Here is a 19,415-nt window from a genome sequence, read left to right as displayed (position 1 = left end):
CACCGCGAGCACGGGGGCGCCCGAGCGCACGTGGGCCCGAAGACCCGAACGAAGGAGTCCCGGAGCATGGCCGAGTCCGCCACCCGCTACCTCTACCTGACCCGCCACGGCGAGGCCGCCCCCGACGGCAGCGGGCTCACGGCCGACGGGCGCTGGCAGGCCGTCCTGCTCGGACGGCGGCTGGCGGACCGCCCGATCTCGGCGGTGCACCACGGGCCGCTGCCCCGGGCCGCGCAGAGCGCGCGGCTGATCGCCGAGCAACTGACCGCCGGGCGGGCAGCCAGTGGGCAGCTGGACCGCGTGAGCCCGACGGTCCGCGAGGAGGCCGGCGACTACCTCCCGTACGTCCCGTCGCGGCCTGAACTGCCCGCCGACAGCGCCGACTTCCTGCTGGACTTCCTCGCGCAGCCCACGGCGGAGGAACGCACCCGCGGCCCAGAGCTGGCGCGTCGGGCCGTCCGGCGGTTCACCGGGCCGGTGCCGGGCGGCGCGGACCGGCACGAACTGGTCGTCACGCACGCCTTCCTGATCGGCTGGCTGGTCCGGCACGCGCTGGACGCCCCGCCCTGGCGCTGGCTCGGCCTGAACTCCGGCAACGCGGCGCTGACCGTCATCCGCTACGCGCCCGGTCGGCCGTCGGCCGTGCTGCTCCACAACGACATGCGTCACCTGCCCGACGAACTGCGCTGGACCGGCTTCTCGCCCGAGCTGCGGTGCTGAGGACGACGCTGACGCTACGTCCCGTCGACAGGAATATGCAGACCGGTCTATTGTTTTCCGCATGGGAGTCAAGGGTGAGGAGACCCGGGCCCGGCTGATCGCCGGCACCCGGACGCTGATCGAGGCACAGGGCTACTTCGGGACCGGCCTCAACCAGATCGTGGCCGAGGCCGGCGCACCGCGCGGCTCGCTCTACTTCCACTTCCCCGAGGGCAAGGACCAGTTGGTCGCCGCCGCCCTCACCCAGGCCGGCCAGGAGGTCGGGGACCTGCTCGCCTCGCTGGCCGCCGAGGGCGCTGACAGCGGAGCACTCACCGAGCGGCTCACCGAGGTGTTCGCCGAGCGGCTGGCGCGGTCCGACTACACCAAGGGCTGCCCGATCGCGACCGTCGCCCTGGAGGTGGCCGGCACCAACGAGCCGCTGCGCGCCGTCTGCGCGGAAGTGTACGAGAGCTGGCAGCGCGTGCTGGCCGGCCGGCTGGAGACCGAGGGCTTCCGGCCGGCCGAGGCCGCGACGGCCGCCGGACAGGCGCTCGCCCTGATGGAGGGCGCGGTCCTGCTCGCGTCGGTCCGGCGCAGCCGCGAGCCGCTGGACCACGCCCAGCACGCCGTCCGCCACCTGCTGGGCACGCAGCCGGCCGCCGCCCGCACCGCGTAGGCCGTCGCACCGCGTAGGCCGTCGCACCGCGTAGGCCGTCGCACCGCGCGGGCCCTGACGAGGTGGGGCCGCCACCGTCCGGTGCGCGGCTCAGCCCTCTCCCCGCACTCCCAGGGGCGTCCTCGCGCCCAAAAAATATACAGACCGGTCTACAGATTCAGGAGCGCCGCATGCCGCCCCTCGCGCCACCGCCCAGCACCCTCGTCCTCGGCGCCACCGGCTTCCTCGGCCGCTGGCTCGTCCTCGAACTCCTCACCCGCGGCGAGCCCGTGGCCGCCGCCGTCCGCGGCACCGGTCGAGGCACCGACCTCCGCCACTGGCTGCGCGCCCACGGGGCCGACGACACCGCGCTCACCACCGTCGCCGCCGACCTCACCCGCCCCGGCCTCGGTCTCTCCCCCGAGGACGACGCCCGGCTCGCCGAGGTCCGCGACGTCCACAACCTCGCCGCCCGCTACCGGTTCGGCCTCACCCCCGCCCAGGCCGAACCCGCCAACGTCCACGGCGCCCTGCACGCCCTGCGGTGGTCCGCCACCCGGCCCCGGCTGCGCCGCCTGGTGCACCTCTCCGGCTACCGCGTCGGCCGCGACCCGCAGCCGCAGTACCCGCTCGACCCCCGCGCCACCACAGCCCTCTACGCGCGCCTCGGCGCGTACGAGGCGTCCAAGCAGCTCGGCGACGCCGCCGTCCGCGTCACCGCACCCCGCCTCGGGGTCCCGCTCACCACCGTCAACCCCAGCAGCGTGATCGGCCACTCGCGGACCGGCGAGGCCGGCCAGTACCTCGGCCTGGCCCAGCTCGTCCGCCAACTCCACCGCGGCCGCCTCCCCCTGCTGCCGGGCACCCGCCGCACCTTCCTGCCCGTCGTCACCGTCGACCACCTGGCCCGGTTCCTCGCCGCCGTCCCCGAGCACGACCGGGCACCCGTCCAGGCTCACAGCGTTCTGGACCCGGCCACCCCGGTCCTCCCCGACCTGATCGCCCTGCTCGCCGCCCACCTCGGCGTTCGCCCGCCCCGCGGCCTGGTCCCCGTCGGCCTGGTCCGCCGGCTCCCCCGCGCCCTCACCGGCGCCGACCCGGAGACCCTCACGTTCCTCTCCGAGGACCGTTACGACACCGCCTCCGCCGACCGCCTCACCACCGCCGCCGGTCTCACCCACCCGCCCCTCATCCCGGCCCTCCGGCACTGGGCCGCCCGGCTGGTCGCCGAGGACTTCGGTGCCCCGCCCCGGTGAGCCCCCGCACAGGACGTCGAGCGGGCCGACTTCCCGCGTGCCGCCCCCGGGCGGCGAGGAGCCGCCCGGCGGACGGGGAGGCTGCCGCCCACGGCCGCCGGGCCCGCTCCGAATTGACGCCAGGTCAGTCCGTCCGGGCGGCCGACACGGTCCGGAGAAAGTCCCCGAGGATCCCGTTGAAGACCTCCGGCCGTTCCATGTTGGGGTAGTGCCCGGTGCCCTCGACCGTCGTCGCCCGACCGTCGGCGACGATGCCCACCAGCCGTTCGGCCGCGCCGATGTGGTCCGCCGAGTCGAGGCCGCCGTTGATGGCCAGCACCGGGACCGTGATCTTCGCCGCCCGCTCCCAGGTGTCGGTGACGGGCACCTGGTGATCGGGTTCGTCGGGGGTGTGCTTGGTGATGGTCCGCCGGGTCATCTCCCGCAGCCTGTGCACGACGTCCGGGTCGACCTCGTCGAGCGTGCGGTTCGGGCCGGTCGAGAGCCGGGTGAACGCCGCGATCCAGCCCTCGATGTCGCCCGCGGCCAGCGCGCGCATCTCCTCGTCCCGGATCTCGCCGATCCACGGGTCCTGGAACACCGGCTCGCTGGTGCCGACCCCGCTGATGACCAACGCGCGGACCAGGTCCGGGTGTTCGAGCGCGGTGTCGACGGCGACGGCACCACCCATCGACAGCCCGACGACGAGCGCGGGGCCGGTGTCGAGGTGGCGCAGCAGGGCGGCGAGGTCGTCGGTGTGCCGGAACGGCCCGGTCGCGTTGGAGGACCCGCCGTGGCCCCGGGCGTCCGGCGCGATCACCCGGTAGTCCCGGGCGAGGTCGGCGATCTGGTCGTCCCACATGCGGTGGTCCAGGAGGCCACCGTGCAGCAGGACCAGCGGCTGCCCGGACCCGGCGTCACGGTGGACCAGGTGGCCGCGACCGTCGTCGAATTCGAATGAACAGACGTCAGAGGTGTCAGTCATGACAACCAAGTTGCCATCCTCTTCGGGAATTGGCAACCAAGGTGTCATGATGGGCGGGTGACCGATACTGACGCCCCGCTCCCGCCCGACGTCCTCGCCCGCCGGCTGATGGAGGTGTTCGACCTGGTCGGCCCGCTCTACCGGCGCGTGCTCCGCAAGGTGGAGCTGGCGGCGCCCATCGAGGGGCTGTCCGTCGGTGTGCGCGCCGTGCTGCTCCTGCTCGTGGAGCACGGGCCGATGACCGTCCCGCAGATGGGCCGCGCCCAGGCGCTGAGCCGACAGTTCGTCCAGCGCATGGTCAACGACGCGGCGGCCCTGGAGCTGGTCGAGATCACCCCGAACCCCGCCCACCAGCGGTCCTCGCTGATCCGGCTGACCGACCACGGCCGGGCCGCCGTCACCGCGGCGACCGACCGCGAGCACGATCTGCTCCGCCAGGTCGGCGGCGACCTGACCGACGCCGACCTGACCGCCTGCGTGCACGTCCTCACGCAGATGCTCGAACTCTTCGACCACGTCGACGTGAACTGACCCGAGCGCGCCGGGTATTCGCTGGCTCCACCCGCCCCGGCTCAACGATGATCAGCGTATGCATCCCATGCGGCACGGCTACACCAACCACACCACGGGCGACGGCAGTGTCGTGGTGAAGCGCTACCACGGACCGGGCCGGGAGGCCCGGCTGGCGCGCGAGCGGCAACTGCTGGCACACCTTCAGGGCGTGCTGCCGGTGCCGCCGGTGCTCGCCGCGCAGGGGGATGAACTCACCCTCGGGCACCTACCCGGGGTACCCGCCCAGGACTTGCTGGACGCCGGGCACGGGCCCCAGGTGCTCGCCACCTGCGGACGGGTCCTGCGCCGACTGCAGGAGCTCGACCCGGGCGTGCTCGCCAACGGACCGGCCACGGCCGGTGCGGTGCTGGTGCACGGCGACTTCGGCCCCAACAACCTCCTGCTCGACCCGGTCACCTTCGAGATCACGGCCGTCCTGGACTGGGAGTTCGCCCACCTCGGCGACCCGGTGGAGGACCTCGCCTGGTGCGAGTGGATCGTACGCATGCACCACCCCGGCCACCTGGACGCCCTCGACCACCTGTTCCGCGCCTACGACCGACCGGTCCCGCCCTGGCCGGAGCGCCGCCGCTCCATGCTCGCCACATGCGCTTGGCTGGAGGATTTCTGCCGCCGCCGGGATCCGAGCGGCCCGGGCGTGCGGCAGTGGGAGGAGCGGGCCCGGACCACCGCCGGGTGGTCGGACGACCGGTAGTCGACGCCCTGCGCCCCGCTTGTCGGCGCGGGCCGCCACGGGAGTGGCGCAGGACCGTGATCACCGGCCGGTCCACCACCGACAACCACTCGATCTGCTCGACCTGCTCCGCCGATCAGCACGGAGCGCGCTCGAAGACCAGGCCCGTCCAGCGGACGTCGGCGCGGCCGTGGAGGTCGGCGCGCTCGGTGCGGTGGAGCAGGTGCAGGCCCCGGGCGGCGGCGAGCGCGACGGTCTCCTCGGGCCGGATGTCGAACATCCGGCGGCCCGGCGGGACGGGGCCGTGGCGCAGTGTCAGGGCGAGGCGGCCGCCCGGAGCGAGCAGTCGGCCGATGGCGTCCATCGCCAACGGCCGTTCGGCGGGGGCGAGATGCATCCAGACCGCCGTCACCAGGACGAGGTCGAAGCGTTCGGCCCCGGCGCTCAGCTGTGGCAGCCCGGGCAGTGCGTCGGCGACCCACCGCACGCCGGAGCCGGCGTGCAACCGCTCGCCGACGGCACGGAGTTCGGCGGTCGGCTCGGCGGCCACGACCGGGTGGCCGAGGGCCGCGAGGGCGGCCGCGTCCCGCCCGGTGCCGGCGCCCACGTCGAGGACGGCGGCGGGCGGCCCGGGGTAGCAGTGCAGCAGGTCCCCGTGGACCTCGGCGAACGTCACGCTCTCGTACTGGACGGCGAGCTCCTCCGCCGCCTCACGGTAACCGGCCGTGCTCGAAAGCCCGTTCAACCCGTCCGCCCCTTCCACCCCGCGCAACCCTTCCATGCTCCGCAACCCTTCCATGCTCCGCAGCCCCTCCATGCCCCGCAGCCCTTCCACCCCGCGCAGCCCCTCCGCCCCCGCGTTCACTCCGCCTCCCGGACGACCACCGCGTCACCGGCCGCGGCCGCATCGCCAAAGAAGTCGCGCAGCTCCCGCAGGTCGGCGACCACCCGCGCCGCCCAGGACTCGGACCACGGCGTCGGGTACCCGAGGTGCGCGACCGTACGGGCCAGCACGGTGTCCTGCTGGCGCACGAGTTCACCGAGCGCCGAGTCGCGCAGGAAGGTGAAGGCGGCCGCGACCTGCTCGGGGCGCAGCACCAGCGGGCCGGTCTGCGCGGCGTCGGGCTCGCGGCGCTCGCCGCCGTACACGGGCAGCCGCGCGGCCGGGTCGGGGTGCAGGCCGTTCTCGGTGAGCGCGAGTTCCATCAGCCGGGCGGTGCTCCGCACGCCGAGCAGGAGGCCGGCGGCGGCCAGCTGGTCGTACCGGACGTCCTGCCGGTCGGGCACGAGCTCGCCGAGTTCCTTCGGCGAGCAGGTGTCGACGGCCGGACCGGGCAGGCGGCACCAGAAATGATCCACACTCACCCGGACAGCGTAACGAACGGCGACTCACGCCTCACCGGGGTGCCAGGCGGGCCACTCCCAGGGGCGGTCGGCCCAATGGACGCGGATCGGATCGCGCGGGTCGAGGTCGGGAAAGAGCTGGTGGATCCGGGGCTCGAACTCCTCGGGGGCGAGCGGCTCCCAGCCGTGACCCTCGAAGTGGACCAGGCGGTAGCGGCTGTCGGTCCGGAAGTCGGCCACCTCGACCAGGGGCTTGGACGTGCTGTTGGTCTCCATGCCCCCAAGCATGTGGCGCGGTGGCAATCGGCGCCCGTCCAGAACCCTCTTCCGGGTCATGTCCCGGAGTCGGCGCGCTCGTTGAGCACAGGTAAAGGTACGGCGGGGGTTCGGCGGGGGTTCGGCGCTGGAAGGACGGGAACATGACTGGGCAGCCCACCGGAGGACGATGGCAGTGGCCGCAGGACGCGTGGCAGCCGCCCCCGGTACCGGCCGGTCACCCGCCGGCCCCTGCTCCGGCGCCGGCACCGGTCCGACGGCGGTCCCGGAAGGTGTGGGCCGCCGCAGCCGTCGGGACGGTCGCCGCACTCGCCGCGGTCCTGGCGACGTACGGGCCGGGGACGGGTGACGAGCTGGACGTGGTGACGCTGCCGCACACCTCGCCCTCCGCCTCCGACTCGCCCGCCGACCCGGCGGGACGGCCCGCGTTCTCCCCGCCGGCCACCACTCCCGCGCCGTCCCCGCTGCCGCCCCCCACTCCGGAGGGCGCCGGACCGGCCCCGGCCGCACCGGCCACCGCGCCGGGCGAGGACGAGTCGGCCGACGCGCAGCACGCGGCGACCCCGCGCGCGAAGCCCGGCCGCACCCCGCACCCCACCCCGTCGACCCGGGGCACCCCCGCCCCGGCCACGCCCGGCGCCGCCCCAGCTGCCCAGGCGCCCGGCGCGAGCCTCGGCCCGGGCGGCATCTGCGACCAGGCCGAACGCATCGGCCGCTGGCCCGCGGGCTCGGAGCAGGCCCGACTTTGCCGCAGCATCTACGGCTGAGACGGCCGCCCCGGCCGCCGCTCCGCCACCCCGGACCGACGAGGCGGCGGAGCGGCGGGACGGCGGCCGAAACAGCGGGCCGGCCCTACCCGGCCGCCTCCAGGAGCCCCTTGTCCAGCCGCGGCGCCAGCACCCGGGCCAGGGTGTCGGTGATGTGGCCGGTGTCGCGGTACAGCACCACGCCCTCCAGCACCGCCGGGCAGTCCGGACCGCTGCCCGGGCACAGCAGCGGGCCGAGGTCGAGGGTGCGGACGCCGTAGCGCGCGGCGAGGCCGCCGTCGAGCATCGGGTCCGGTTCGAAGGCGGTGTCGCGCGGGAAGAAGCAGGCGTCCGAGCGGCCGTCGGAGGCGGCGAGGCAGGTCGGGATGTCCTTGCCGGGCATCGGGGTGTCGCCGAGGTAGGCGAGCGGCGCCCCGAGCGCGGCGAGGCGGTCGAGGGTGCGGGTCCAGCCCTGGACGCGTTCCTCCTGGCTGCCGTAGCGGTTGAGCCCGGCCATCAGGACGAGGCGCGGTCTGGGGCCGGAGGTGAGCCGGGTCAGGGAGTTCTCGCGCCAGCGGTCGCACTCCTCGAAGGTGCGGCCGAGGACGTTGTTGCGCACGGTCAGGGTGGCGAGCGGGCAGCCGGGCTTGACCAGGACCTCCAGGGCCCAGTGCCGTTGCCCGGCCATCGCGAGTGCGGCCGATATCCACTGGCCGGCGTGCGAGTCGCCGATCAGCACGATCCGGTCGGGGCTGTCCTCGGCGCCGAACAGGCAGCGCGGGCTGCTGTCGGCGTTGAGCGCGATCTCGCAGCCCTTGCCGGGCGGGAAGTCCTCCCGGGCACGGGCCAGCGAGGGGGTCAGGCCGAGCACCCGGGCGCCGGGGGCGAGCAGGGCGGGGCCGGACGGGGCCCCGGCCGGGGCGGCGACGGGTGCGTCGGCGGTGCCGCCGAGGGCCCGGACGGTGCCGCCGCCGAGGGTGAGGGCCGCGATCAGCGGAATGACGAGGGCGCTGGCGCCGACCGCGAGGCCCCGGCGCGGCGCCGGGCTGCTGCCGTACCGCAGCGGCTGCTCGACGAGCCGCATGGTGAGCCAGGCGGGCAGCGCGCTGGCGGCGGCGAGCGCGGCCAGGGTGGTCCAGGGCAGGGCGCCGTACCGGGCCTGGGCGATGGTCAGCACCGGCCAGTGCCAGAGGTACCAGGCGTACGAGAGGCGCCCGGCGGCCCGCAGTGGGCGGGTGGCGAGGAGGCGTCCGACGTCGGTGGCGCCGAGCGCGCGGTGGGCGGGCCCGGCGAGCAGGACGGCGGCGGTGCCGAGGACGGGCAGCAGCGCGGCGGTGCCGGGGAAGGGGGTGTCGCGGTCGTAGGACAGGACCGATCCGAGGACGGCCGCGGCGCCGCCCCAGCCGAGCACCCGCAGCGTCCAGGCCGTCCCGCGCCCCCGCTCGCGGCCGCCCGGTACGCGGCCGGCCGGCTCTCGGCCGGCCAGGGCGCGGTTGGCCAGGGCGCGGTTGGCCAGGGCGCGGTTGGCCAGGGCGCGGTTGGTCAGCGCGCCGCCGAGCAGCGCCGCGCACGCGCCGGCCGCGAACTCCCAGAGCCGGCTGGCGGTGGAGAAGTAGGCGAGCGGCGCCGAGGTCGCCGTCCACCGGACGCACAGCAGGAGCGAGACCGCGCCGATGGCCGTGGTGGCGATCGTGATCGCGATGGTGCGGCGGCGGCCGTGCAGGTAGCGGGCGAGGCCGAGCAGCAGGACGCCCCAGAGCAGGTAGAACTGGTTCTCCACACCGAGCGACCAGAAGTGCTGGAGCGGACTCGGGTCGCGTCCGGCGGCCAGGTAGTCGGTCTGCTGGCCGACGAAGCGCCAGTTCGCGAACTGCCCGGCGGCGGCGATCAGGTCGCGGGCGAGGTCGGTGCCGCGCAGCGGGTCGAGCAGCGCGCCGCCGGCGGCCGCGGTGGCGACCAGGACGGTGGCGGCGGCGGGCAGGATGCGGCGGGCCCGGCGGGCGGCGAAGTCCCACAGGCCGATCGGTCGGCCGAGCAGCAGGCCGGTGATGAGGAAGCCGGAGATGACGAAGAAGACGTCGACGCCGACGTAGCCGCCGGCGAGGCCGGGAACGGCGGCGTGGTAGGCGAGGACGGCGAGGACGGCGACCCCGCGCAGTCCTTCGATGTCGGGACGGAAGGCGGAGCGACGGCCGGCCTGCGACGGCGCGACGGCGTCCGCGGCGGCGCGCCGCTCGGGCGCGGCCGGCCGGTCCACCCGGACGACACCGGGCAGCAGTTCGGACGGAGCGGAGGAGTCGACGGAGGCGGAGGCGGAGACGGAGGCAGCGGCGACAGAAGAGGCGGCGGATGAGGACGGCGACGACGGTGGTGGTACGGCCGTTGACACGGCGGTGCTCCTTGCAGGGGCTGGCAGCGGTGGTCGGGGCCGCCGGGCCGATGGGGCGGCCGGGCGGCGGAGTCCGCGCCGGTGGGGCGACGCGCAAGGAAACAGGGGAGGATCCGGCCGAGTTGACGATCCGTCACCTCAGCAGCGGAGAATCGGGGTTCAGAAGATCAGCGGATCGGCCCAGCCGGACGCCAGCAGACCGCAGAGCAGCAGCACGGCGGTGACGGCGACGGCCTCCGCGTGGCCGAAGCCCAGGTCGGACCGGCGTCGCACGGGCGGGGCGACCTCGCCCACGGCGGCTCCGTTGCCGCCGCGCAGGAGCGGCCGGAGCGACCGGACCAGCGGGATCACGGTGTACGCGGTGAGCGCGAGCAGCGCGGTGAGCGCCCAGTACGGCTGCCAGCCGTACAGCGCGACGGCGCGGACGAGTCCGGCGACGCCCGCGAGGACGACGAACCCCAGCCAGCCGACCCCGATCCGGGCGACCGTCCGGGCGAGCGAACTGCCGCCCGACACGGCGCCGGTGGGCACCCAGTCGGCACTGCGGCGGCGCAGCGCGTGCGCGATCGCGACCACGTGGCAGAGCCCGCCGAGGAGTTGGACCCGGGTGACCTCGAAGCGCCAGCGGGTGCGCGACATCGCGGGCAGCAGGACGAGCGAGACCCAGATCGGCGGCAGGAACGGCAGCACCTGCCAGGGCTCGATCTCGCCGGGGGCGAAGAACAGCATGATCAGGGCGGGCAGCGGGACGGCGAAGACGTTCACCGCACTGGTGACGTAGCCGAGGATGCCGTTCCAGAAGCAGAGCCGGGCGGAGCGGGACAGGGTCCGCCGGTCAGGCCTTTCCGATCCGCGGCGGAAGTCCGGGTCGCGGACGAGCGCCAGGGAGCCGAGGCACCAGCGGTACTGCTGGCTGATGAAGGCGGGCAGGCCGGTGGGCGACATACCCTTGGCGACCAGGGCGGGCACGTACCGGGTGGTCCACCCGGCGCGGGCGAGCGAGAGGCCGGTGTAGAGGTCCTCGCTGTGGTCGATCTCGGCGAAGCCGCCGACGCGCATGAGTGCGGCGCGGCGGTAGAGGGCGTTGGTGCCGCAGCAGACGGTGCCGTCCTGCGCGTCCCGGGAGGGCTGGATCCAGCGGTAGAAGATCTCCTGGGTGGCTCCCGCGGCGCGTTCGAGCCAGGACATGTCGGCGTCCGTGTCGAAGCACTGCGGGCTCTGCACGATGCCGACCTCGGGGTTGTCGAGGTAGGGCACCAGGTGGTGCAGGAAGTCGGGGCGGGGGCAGAAGTCGGCGTCGAGGACGGCGATGACCTCGCCGCTGCCCTCGGCCAGGCCGTGGTTGAGGTTGCCGGCCTTCTTGAACCGGCCGCGGTCGGGGCGGGCGCGGTACCGGAAGCCGTAGGACTCGGCGAGTTCGCGCACCTCGGGGCGGGCGGCGTCGTCGAGGACCAGGACGGTCAGCTCGCCGGGCCACCGGACGGCGGCCGTGTGGCGGTAGGCGTTCTCCAGGACGGCCAGCGGTTCGCCGGCGGTCGGCAGCAGCAGGTCGACGCTCGGGTGGCGGGCGGGCCGCCAGGCCCGCATCAGCAGGTCGTGCGAGTCGCGGGTGAAGCGGCGGGCGCGCTGGCCGTCGGCGAGCGAGAGCAGCCAGGTGGCCGCGTTGAGCACGGTGAGCACGAGGAAGGGCCAGAGCAGCGGCCGGCTGAGGGCGAACAGGCCGAGGGTGGCGGTGGCTCCCGCGTAGGAGAGGGTGGCGCAGAGCAGCACCCAGCGGCGCTGCGGGCCGAAGTACCAGTAGAGCTCCTCGTCGTCGGGCGGGCTGGGGAGGCGGAGGACCGGGTCCTCGGGTATCCGGCGCGAACCGGTGTCGGGTGCGGGCATGGCGGTGCCATGGAGTACGGGCATGCGGAAATGGCCCCCCTGGGCATGGGACGGAACGTGGCCGTTCGCCCTCAGCCTCTCACATTGGCCTAGACCAATCATGAACGAGGTATGACATCTCCGCATCGGCCCTGGTCAGTGGCTTGACGTGGCATCACGTACCGACCGACCGTCCAGCGATCACGGATCCGATCCCGAGCACCGCCCGCCCGCACCCCGCTGATCACGCCTCCTTCAGCACCTTCGTCAGCTTCTCGAACCGCAGGTCGGGGCGCAGCGGGACGCCGAAGCGCTCGTCGCCGTACGGGAACGGGGTGTAGACCCCGGTCCGGCGGAAGCCGCGCCGCTCGTACCAGGCGATCAGGTCGGACCGCTGCTCGATGACGGTCATCTCCAGCTCGTCGACGCCCCACTCCCGGCCGGCCACCCGCTCGGCCTCGGCGAGCACCACCCGGCCGAGCCCGCCGCCCTGCAGGCCGGGGCGCACCGAGAACATGCCGAAGTAGGCGCGGTCCCCGCGGTGCTCAAGCTGGCAGCAGGCGACCAGCTCGCCGTCTCGCTCGGCCACCAGCAGGACCCCGTCGGAGCGGCCGATGACCTCGGCGACGCCCTCGGCGTCGGTGCGCTGCCCCTCCAGCAGGTCCGCCTCGGTGGTCCAGCCGGCCCGGCTGACGTCGCCGCGGTAGGCGGACTCGACCAGCTCGACCAGGGCCGGTACGTCGGCGAGGGTGGCGGGGCGGAAGACGGGTTCCCCGGCGGGCCGGGCGGGGCTGGGGATGGTCTCGGACATGGCGGGTCCCTCTCTGCGTGCACGGGCGCCGCCCGCCGCTCGATGCCTGCGGCGTGGCGCGGGCCGTCCCTGCTGACCGGCCTGCGGGCATCGTGCCACAGCGCGCGGACCGGCCCCGAGGCGCGGGACCTGCGGATACGGGCCCCGGCTCCGCCTTCGCACCCCCGCCCGCGCGGCGACGCCGGGGCGCGCGACGGCGGCCGTCCACCCGTGACGGAGGTTCAGGAAGTGGCCGGGGACACCTGGCGACGCTGGCGGGTACATGGCTACTCTGCTCCCCGGCCGGACCAACCCCCGGCCGTCCCAGGCCCCTTGGGCCCACCAGCACGGACCAGAGGAGTGTTCATGCCCCGCACTTCCCGCTCCGCCGGCACCACCGGAACCACGACCCGCCGCCGACTGCCCGCCGGAACCACGACCCGCCGCCGACTGCCCGCCGTGGCCGCGCTCGCCGCCGCCACCGCCCTGGTAGCCGGCGCCACCGCCCCGGCCTACGCGGCCGAACCCGCGCCCGTCGCCCCCGTCGTCGAGGGCCGGGCGGCCTTCCACCCCGACCGCGACTTCGCCGGCTCCACCGTCGCGGCACACGAGGGGCGGTCGGGCACCGCGCCCCTCGCCGCCCTCGCCGCCACCCAGACCCCCGGCCTGGACGTCTCCAGCTACCAGGGCAACGTCAACTGGTCGGGCGCGGCCGCCAACGGCGCGCGCTTCGCCTACGTCAAGGCCACCGAGGGCACCGGCTACGTCAACCCGTACTTCGCCCAGCAGTACAACGGCTCCTACAACGCCGGACTGATCCGCGGCGCCTACCACTTCGCCCTGCCGAACAGCTCCTCCGGCGCCACCCAGGCCAACTACCTCGTCGACCACGGCGGCGGCTGGTCCGCCGACGGCAGGACCCTGCCACCCGCCCTCGACATCGAGTACAACCCCTACGGCGCCACCTGCTACGGCCTCAGCCAGAGCGCCATGGTCAGCTGGATCCGCTCCTTCAGCGACACCGTCCACACCCGCACCGGCCGCTACCCGACCATCTACACCACCGTCAACTGGTGGTCCCAGTGCACCGGCGACAACGGCGGCTTCGGCGCCACCAACCCGCTCTGGCTAGCCCGTTACGGCTCCACCATCGGCGCTCTCCCGAACGGCTGGGGCTACCAGACCATCTGGCAGTACTCCGACTCCGGCACCTTCCCCGGCGACCAGGACCTGTTCAACGGCGCCGCCGACCGCCTGCGCGCACTCGCCCTCGGCTGACGGCCCACGGGTCGGTGCGGGGCCGCCACAGCGTGCCCCGCACCGACCGACCCCGCGCGGAGTCAAGGGCGCCGACCCCGGTCCGGGGGCCGGGGTCGGCGCGAGGCGTGCGGCTGCGCTCAGCCGTCGATGCGGTGCTGGCTCCAGAAGGAGGTCAGGTCGACGGTGGTGGCGGCCTGCGCGGCGGCCTTGAACTCAGCGGTGGTGGAGACGCCGTACCAGTGGGACTGCGCGTAGTCCCGCAGCAGCTTGGCCATGGCGGTGTCTCCGAGCAGGCGGCGCAGGTCGTGCAGGGCGCACTTGCCGTAGCCGTACACCACCGTGGAGTAGCGCGAGGAGTTGGCGTCCCAGTACGCCATCGAGTTGGTGATCTTCTCGGCGGACGAGGCCCAGGACACGCTGTTCCAGCAGCCGGAGCCGGTCTTGCCGAGGGCGAGGTCGGTGGCGTAGTCGGTGAAGGCCTCGTCCAGCCAGGGGCCGTTGTACTCGTCGTCGCCCACGATGCCGTAGAACCACTGGTGGCCGATCTCGTGGGTGAGCGCCGTGGTGCTGACCAGGTCGAGGACGAAGCCGGGGTACTCCATGCCGCCGAACCAGAAGTTGTTGTCGATCACCGCGTCCAACTCCCCGTACGGGTAGGCCCCGAAGCGCTGGGCGTGCGCGTCGACGGCCGAGACGGCGGTGGAGAGCATCGACTGGGCGTCGGCGGCGCTGATCCCCGCCACCGAGTAGACGTTGACCTTCACCCCGGCCGGCGAGGTGCCGGATATCCGCGTGAACGGCCCGGCGCCCCAGGCGAAGTCGCGCACCTTGCTCGCGGTCGCCCTGGTGACGGTCCGTCCGGCACTGCCGGGGGTGTCCACCGAGGTGCCGGTGGCCGGCACCAGCAGGCTCGACGGGTGGTCCAGCGTGACGGTGAAGTCCGAGGCCAGCGAGTAGAAGGACTCACCGTTGTTGGTGTACGGGTCGAGGTGCCAGCCGGCCGCGTCCCGGACCGCCAGCACCGGCAGGGCGTTGCCGATGAAGGCGAACGCCCCGTCGCGGCCGAACCGATCCGCGCCGCTCGGCACGGTGATGCCGAGGTCGAAGCCGACCGTACCGCTCTGCCCCTGGGCGAGCGGCGCCGGCAGCGCGATCCGCAGCGCGGTGCAGTTCACCGAGAGCGCGGACGGCGTCCCGCCCGTCACCTTGGTCACGGTGATCGGGGTGCTGGGGCAACTGCCGTGGTAGTTGTCCCACAGCCGCAGGTACACCTCGTTCAGCGGGGCGGCCGAGGCGTTGGTGAAGGTCACGCTCTCGTGTCCGGTCCAACTGCCGCCGGAGGCGTCACTGCTGAGGTCGACGGTGTAGGCGGGTGCGGCCGGGGTCCGGGTGGGATCGCCGGGCTGCGGCGGGGTGGTGCCGCCGGAGACGTCCAGGGTGACGTCGTCCAGGACGAAACTGGTCTGCAGGCTGGAGTCCTCCGCCCCGGTGAAGGAGAGCGTCACGGTCTGCCCCGCGAAGGCGGAGACGTCGACGGTCTTGTGCACGTAACCGGCCTGGGCGTCCAGGTTCGAGTACGTGGCCACCGTGGTGGAGCCGAGTCCGACGGCCAGTTTGTCGTAGGCGGTGCTGGTGCTGGTCTCCGCCGTGTCGACGTGCAGCCAGAAGCCCAGCGAGGCGGTGCCGCACCCGGCGGGGAGGGTGACGGACTGGGAGAGCGTCTCGGTGTGCGTGGAGCCGTAGCCGTCGAGCCAGGCGAAGGAGGCGCCGGAGTGCGCACTCTGACCGCCACCGCCGGTGATCGCGCCGCTCGGCGCGGTCCAGGGCGAAGTGCCGGACTCGAAGCCGCCGTTGGCCACGACCTGGGCCGCCGTGCAGTCCGCGGCGCTCGCCACATTGGGGGTGGCGAGGGCCGCGGCGCCGGCCGTGACGAACAGTGCCGCGCCGGCCAGCGCGTGCAGGAGTCTTTTCATCGAAACCTCTCGGACGATCGAACCGGGAGCAGCAGCGTGACAGCAAAGCCCCCTCTTTGAAAGGGCCATGACAGATACTCCGCCACCGATCGCCCCCCCAGCCCGGCACCACGCGCTCCCGCGCCCCACCGGGCCACCGGAGAGAAAGGAGAGGAAGGGAGGATCGGGCGACCCGAACCGCCGCCCCGCCTGCGAGGGCGGCCCCGCGCGGTGAGCCGACGCCAGGGGCCGGTGCCGGTCAGCGCGGGTCGGTGAGCTCCGGCGCGAAGACCGTGTTCAGGGGCTCGGGGCCGATGTACTGCTGGCAGTTGCAGGGGCGCGGCTCGTACTGGAGCGGGCGGCGCTCGGCGTCCCATGCGGTGGGGGCCTCGACCACCTCGTGGCAGCGGCCCTGCCTGTCGTGCTTGGCCAGGTGGTGGGTGCAGCCGCAGACCGGCTCCGGCGGGCGCTGGGCCGCCTCCACGGACAGCCGGCGGCGCTCGGCCGCGTCGAGCAGCTCGATCCTGCGCTCGTGCCGGACCTTCAGCGCCCGACGGGCATTGTTGGCGACCCAACCGCCGCCGTACAGGGCTGCGGGCAGCATCCACCATGCGATGTCGACCATCGACCGTTCCCCCGGTTCCCCCGTTGTGGCCTCGGCCAGATGATACGCCCGGCCTCGGCAGGCGGGGTCTCGGGTCAGCGGATGACCGGCAGCACCGCCCCAGTGCCGCGACCCGCCGCCGCCTCGATGAAGGCCACCGGATCGGCCACCTCGACCAGCAGGGCACGGGTCGCCCGCAGGGCGCCGTCGGCCGGAGGCGGGCCACCGACCGCCGCGATCAGGTCGAGCAGGTGGACGGTCGCCTCCATCAGCGCCACCTCGCCGAGCGCGCCGACCGTCACGCTGCCGAGCAGCGGGTGGGCCACCGCGGTGGCGGGCGGCAGGTCGGCGATGCCGGCCAGGGCGGCCGGGCCCTCGACCCCGAACCGAGCGATCAGCTCGGCGGGTTCGGCTGCCGAGGCCGCCAGTTTCGCCGCCTCGGCGACCTGCCCGGCGGCGGTGTGCGCGATGCCGTCCGGCCGGTTGTAGGCCCGCAGGATACCGGCCCCGCTGGTCACCTCGGCCGGGCCGTCCACCACGGCCTCGCGCAACCCGGCGAACATCGCCGGCACCGGTGCCACGTGCGCGTACAGCTCCCGGACGCTCCAGCCGGGCAGTCGGGTGGCGAGGTCCCACGACGCGGCATCCAGGGTCGCGCCGCGCTCCGCCCAGGAGGCCCAGGCCTCGGCCAACAGGGCTGGCACGGAGTCGTTCTGACTGATCATCGGTCCTCCTCGGAACGGCGGCTCATCGGGCTGCCACGCTACCCGCCGGTGGTCGAGGACCGGCGGCCACCCCCGCCCGACGTCCCCGAGCGCCCACCCAAGCCCGCTTACGTACGTTTACGCTGGAATCGTCCCTTGTATCCTGGTGGTGTATCCGCCTGACCGCTCAGACGCGGCCCGACGGTGTCGGCACCGAAGCGGAGGAGTCCGGACGTGGCTGAGCAGGACGGCCCGGCGAAGCGGGGACGCCTGAGTCGCCCGCTGGTGCTCGACGCCGCCGTGGCGCTGGTGGACCGCGAGGGCCTGGCCGCGCTGACCATGCGGCGGCTGGCGGCCGAACTCGGCGTGGAGTCGATGGCCCTCTACCGCTACACCCCCGGCAAGGAAGCCCTGCTCGACGGCCTGATCGAGGCCTTCTTCACCGAGATCAACGCACGGCTGCGCACCACCGCCGACACCCCCGCGAAAGGATCCGGCGACCGGCCGGACGAGCCCGCCTGGCGCACCGAACTGCGCCGGATCGCCCGGGCGTTCGCCGCCGTGGCGCACTCCCACCCGGAGATCCTTCCGCTGGTCGCGACCCGGCCGCTCAGCGTGCCGGTGGCGCGCCGGCCCCCGTCGATGCTCGTACTCACCGAGCACCTCCTCGCGGTGCTCGGACGGGCCGGCTTCGACGACGCCACCGCGCTGACCGTCTACCGCGCCTTCGTCGCGTGGAACCTCGGCTGCCTCCTGGTGGACAAGCGCCAGGTGGTCGACAACCTGGCGGAACCGGACCCGGTCCTGCGTTTGGGCCTGCACCGGCTGTCCGCCGCCGACTACCCCCGGCTGCGCGCGCTGGTCCCCCGGTTCGCCGACTTCGACCCCGAGGCCGAGCTGCTGACCGGCCTGGACAGCCTGCTGGACCTGGTGCCCGAGGCGCCCCTTGACGCCTTCTACGGCGACGGCGCATCCTGAGGATACGAGGTACACGTCGGACGTATCCGCTCATCAGCACGGCGCCGCCACCCACGTCACGGGCCGCGATCGCTGAGGCGTGACCGGCCGGGGCGCGCGCCCGACGGCGCCCGGAAGAGGTCGCCATGTCCGCTCCCTCACCCACCCCACCCCGGCACGACATCCTCCGGCTCCGCGTGACCGCCAAGGACGCGGACACCCTGCTCGCGCTGCTGCGCGAGACCCGTCCCGACACCGGCGGCCGTCCGCACGTCGAACCGGACGGGCGCATCAGCATCGACGCCTACGTCCCGGACGACCGGGTCGCTGGCCTCGAACGCGAGGGCGTCTCGGTCACCCGGATCGGGAACGCCAGCGAGGCCGGGCGCGCCGCCCAGGCCGAGGTCGGCACCGGCGACCGGTTCGCCCCCGCCGACGCCGTCCCGCACGGCCTGGCCGCCAAGCTCGCCGGCTGACCGGGGAGGAACGCCATGCCGTACCTGAACATCACCGAGGTGGAGTCCGCCCTGACCAGCCTGGCCACCGCGTACCCCACCACCTCCCACCTGCTCACCCTGCCCGAGCCCTCGATCGAGGGCCGCACCGCGCACGCCCTGCAGATCGGCGCCCCCGCCGGGACCCCCAGGGCCTGCGTGATGATGATCGGCGGCGTGCACGCCCGCGAGTGGGGCAGCTGCGAGATCCTCGTCCATCTCGCCGCCGACCTGCTGGAGGCCCACCAGAACGGCACCGGCCTCGGCTACGGCGGCACCACGTTCACCGCCGACCAGGTCGGCGGTCTGCTCCAGCGGCTGGACCTGGTGTTCTTCCCGCTGGTCAACCCGGACGGCCGGCTGCACAGCCAGACCGTCGACCCGATGTGGCGCAAGAACCGCGACCCGGCCAACTCCGGTGGAAGTGCCGACCCGAACTGCGTCGGCGTCGACCTCAACCGCAACTACGACTTCCTCTTCGACTTCGCCACCGCCTTCGCCCCGACCGCCACCCCGCAGGTCTCGGCCAGCCCGTGCGACCCGCAGGTCTACGCGGGCCCGAGCGCCTTCTCGGAGCCGGAGACCCGCAACGTCCGCTGGCTGCTGGACCAGTACCCGCGCACCGGCTGGTTCGTCGACGTGCACAGCTACTCCGAGGACATGCTCTACAACTGGGGCGACGACGACAACCAGTCGATCGACCCGACGATGAACTTCGGCAACGCCCAGTACGACGGCAAGCGCGGCCTGCCGGGCGACGTCGCGTACGCCGAGTACATCCCCAAGACCGACGCCGACAACGCCGCGCTGCTCGCCGAGCGGTTCTGCCAGGGCGTCGGCGGCGTGCGCGGACGCCCCTACAAGCCGCTGACCGGGTTCCACCTCTACCCGACCAGCGGGACCAGCGACGACTACGTCTTCTCCCGGCACTTCGTCGACGGCGACCAGGGCAAGGTGCTCGGCTTCACCGTCGAGTGGGGCACCGCCTTCCACCCGCCGTGGGCGGAGATGCGGAACATCGTCCTCGACGTGGACGCGGGACTCGTGGCGTTCTGCCTGGCCACGACCTGACCACCCCGACCATCGCCCGGCAGCAGGGCGTCCGCCGCGACCTGTCGTGGCGGGCGCCCCACGCCGTACCGTGCCGCCCGAGCCGGGCGCCTCGGACCTGAGCTGCGCCTCGGACCCGGGCTGCGCCTCAGACCCGGGCTGC

At 74.2% G+C, this 19,415-nt stretch carries 20 protein-coding genes; 10 read left to right on the top strand and 10 right to left on the bottom strand.

What is annotated here, in order from left to right:
* Positions 1–66: 66 nt before the first annotated feature.
* From P3T27_RS28185 to P3T27_RS28175, 3 genes are all read left to right on the top strand, one after another.
* A complete protein-coding gene (locus P3T27_RS28185) occupies positions 67–720 on the top strand; it encodes a histidine phosphatase family protein (protein ID WP_280683400.1) in 654 nt (217 codons plus the stop codon).
* A 61-nt stretch (positions 721–781) separates the two neighbouring features.
* Positions 782–1,378, top strand: coding sequence for a TetR/AcrR family transcriptional regulator (locus tag P3T27_RS28180; RefSeq protein WP_280683398.1), 597 nt, complete (start codon positions 782–784; stop codon positions 1,376–1,378).
* 170 nt (positions 1,379–1,548) lie between these two features.
* Positions 1,549–2,613, top strand: coding sequence for an SDR family oxidoreductase (locus tag P3T27_RS28175; RefSeq protein ID WP_280683396.1), 1,065 nt, complete (start codon positions 1,549–1,551; stop codon positions 2,611–2,613).
* Positions 2,614–2,737: 124 nt separating this feature from the next.
* Here P3T27_RS28175 and P3T27_RS28170 read toward each other — a convergent pair whose 3' ends face one another.
* The gene (locus P3T27_RS28170) at positions 2,738–3,577 is read right to left on the bottom strand and encodes an alpha/beta fold hydrolase (protein WP_280683395.1); all 840 of its coding nucleotides are present in this window, start codon (positions 3,575–3,577) and stop codon (positions 2,738–2,740) included.
* A 57-nt stretch (positions 3,578–3,634) separates the two neighbouring features.
* Here P3T27_RS28170 and P3T27_RS28165 point away from each other — a divergent pair, with 57 nt between their 5' ends.
* Entirely contained in the window at positions 3,635–4,108 is a 474-nt protein-coding gene (locus P3T27_RS28165) for a MarR family winged helix-turn-helix transcriptional regulator (protein ID WP_280683393.1), read from the top strand.
* Between the two features lie 58 nt (positions 4,109–4,166).
* Positions 4,167–4,844 carry a phosphotransferase gene (locus tag P3T27_RS28160; RefSeq protein ID WP_280683391.1) on the top strand — a complete coding sequence of 226 codons (678 nt, stop codon included), beginning with the start codon at positions 4,167–4,169 and terminating at the stop codon, positions 4,842–4,844.
* A 115-nt stretch (positions 4,845–4,959) separates the two neighbouring features.
* Here the strand turns inward: P3T27_RS28160 and P3T27_RS28155 are convergent, their stop codons facing one another.
* The 3 genes from P3T27_RS28155 to P3T27_RS28145 form a co-directional block, all read right to left on the bottom strand.
* On the bottom strand, positions 4,960–5,568 hold the full coding sequence (locus tag P3T27_RS28155) for a class I SAM-dependent methyltransferase (protein WP_280683390.1): 609 nt from the start codon (positions 5,566–5,568) through the stop codon (positions 4,960–4,962).
* 116 nt (positions 5,569–5,684) lie between these two features.
* Complete coding sequence (locus P3T27_RS28150) at positions 5,685–6,188, bottom strand: hypothetical protein (RefSeq protein ID WP_280683388.1); 504 nt, start codon at positions 6,186–6,188, stop codon at positions 5,685–5,687.
* Between the two features lie 24 nt (positions 6,189–6,212).
* Positions 6,213–6,443, bottom strand: coding sequence for a hypothetical protein (locus P3T27_RS28145; protein WP_280683386.1), 231 nt, complete (start codon positions 6,441–6,443; stop codon positions 6,213–6,215).
* Positions 6,444–6,715: 272 nt separating this feature from the next.
* Between P3T27_RS28145 and P3T27_RS28140 the strand changes: the two genes are divergently transcribed.
* A complete protein-coding gene (locus tag P3T27_RS28140) occupies positions 6,716–7,210 on the top strand; it encodes a hypothetical protein (protein WP_280683384.1) in 495 nt (164 codons plus the stop codon).
* Between the two features lie 85 nt (positions 7,211–7,295).
* Here P3T27_RS28140 and P3T27_RS28135 read toward each other — a convergent pair whose 3' ends face one another.
* The 3 genes from P3T27_RS28135 to P3T27_RS28125 all read right to left on the bottom strand — a co-directional run bounded on the left by P3T27_RS28135 (position 7,296) and on the right by P3T27_RS28125 (position 12,252).
* A complete protein-coding gene (locus tag P3T27_RS28135) occupies positions 7,296–9,578 on the bottom strand; it encodes an acyltransferase family protein (protein ID WP_280683382.1) in 2,283 nt (760 codons plus the stop codon).
* Positions 9,579–9,737: 159 nt separating this feature from the next.
* Positions 9,738–11,486 (bottom strand): cellulose synthase catalytic subunit, encoded by a 1,749-nt coding sequence (locus P3T27_RS28130; protein WP_348534141.1) that lies wholly within the window; start codon positions 11,484–11,486, stop codon positions 9,738–9,740.
* A gap of 199 nt (positions 11,487–11,685) precedes the next feature.
* Entirely contained in the window at positions 11,686–12,252 is a 567-nt protein-coding gene (locus P3T27_RS28125) for a GNAT family N-acetyltransferase (protein WP_280683380.1), read from the bottom strand.
* Between the two features lie 345 nt (positions 12,253–12,597).
* On the opposite strand from P3T27_RS28125, the gene P3T27_RS28120 reads away from it, so the two are divergent.
* Positions 12,598–13,509, top strand: coding sequence for a lysozyme (locus P3T27_RS28120; RefSeq protein ID WP_280683378.1), 912 nt, complete (start codon positions 12,598–12,600; stop codon positions 13,507–13,509).
* A gap of 119 nt (positions 13,510–13,628) precedes the next feature.
* Here P3T27_RS28120 and P3T27_RS28115 read toward each other — a convergent pair whose 3' ends face one another.
* The 3 genes from P3T27_RS28115 to P3T27_RS28105 all read right to left on the bottom strand — a co-directional run bounded on the left by P3T27_RS28115 (position 13,629) and on the right by P3T27_RS28105 (position 16,772).
* Positions 13,629–15,464 carry a M1 family aminopeptidase gene (locus P3T27_RS28115; protein ID WP_280683376.1) on the bottom strand — a complete coding sequence of 612 codons (1,836 nt, stop codon included), beginning with the start codon at positions 15,462–15,464 and terminating at the stop codon, positions 13,629–13,631.
* Positions 15,465–15,702: 238 nt separating this feature from the next.
* Positions 15,703–16,068, bottom strand: coding sequence for a hypothetical protein (locus P3T27_RS28110; RefSeq protein WP_280683374.1), 366 nt, complete (start codon positions 16,066–16,068; stop codon positions 15,703–15,705).
* A 74-nt stretch (positions 16,069–16,142) separates the two neighbouring features.
* Positions 16,143–16,772, bottom strand: coding sequence for a maleylpyruvate isomerase N-terminal domain-containing protein (locus P3T27_RS28105; protein ID WP_280683372.1), 630 nt, complete (start codon positions 16,770–16,772; stop codon positions 16,143–16,145).
* Positions 16,773–16,985: 213 nt separating this feature from the next.
* Between P3T27_RS28105 and P3T27_RS28100 the strand changes: the two genes are divergently transcribed.
* The 3 genes from P3T27_RS28100 (at position 16,986) to P3T27_RS28090 (ending at position 19,273) form a co-directional block, all read left to right on the top strand.
* Positions 16,986–17,729, top strand: coding sequence for a TetR family transcriptional regulator (locus P3T27_RS28100; protein WP_280683370.1), 744 nt, complete (start codon positions 16,986–16,988; stop codon positions 17,727–17,729).
* Between the two features lie 125 nt (positions 17,730–17,854).
* Positions 17,855–18,184: a hypothetical protein gene (locus P3T27_RS28095; RefSeq protein ID WP_280683368.1), complete on the top strand. Its 330-nt coding sequence runs from the start codon at positions 17,855–17,857 to the stop codon at positions 18,182–18,184.
* Between the two features lie 15 nt (positions 18,185–18,199).
* A complete protein-coding gene (locus tag P3T27_RS28090) occupies positions 18,200–19,273 on the top strand; it encodes a M14 family metallopeptidase (RefSeq protein ID WP_280683366.1) in 1,074 nt (357 codons plus the stop codon).
* Positions 19,274–19,415: the final 142 nt, after the last annotated feature.

The organism is Kitasatospora sp. MAA19, assembly GCF_029894125.1.
GTDB lineage: Bacteria > Actinomycetota > Actinomycetes > Streptomycetales > Streptomycetaceae > Kitasatospora.
The sequence above is the reverse complement of the archived record's forward strand: the minus strand, read 5'-3'. Positions and strand labels throughout refer to the sequence as shown.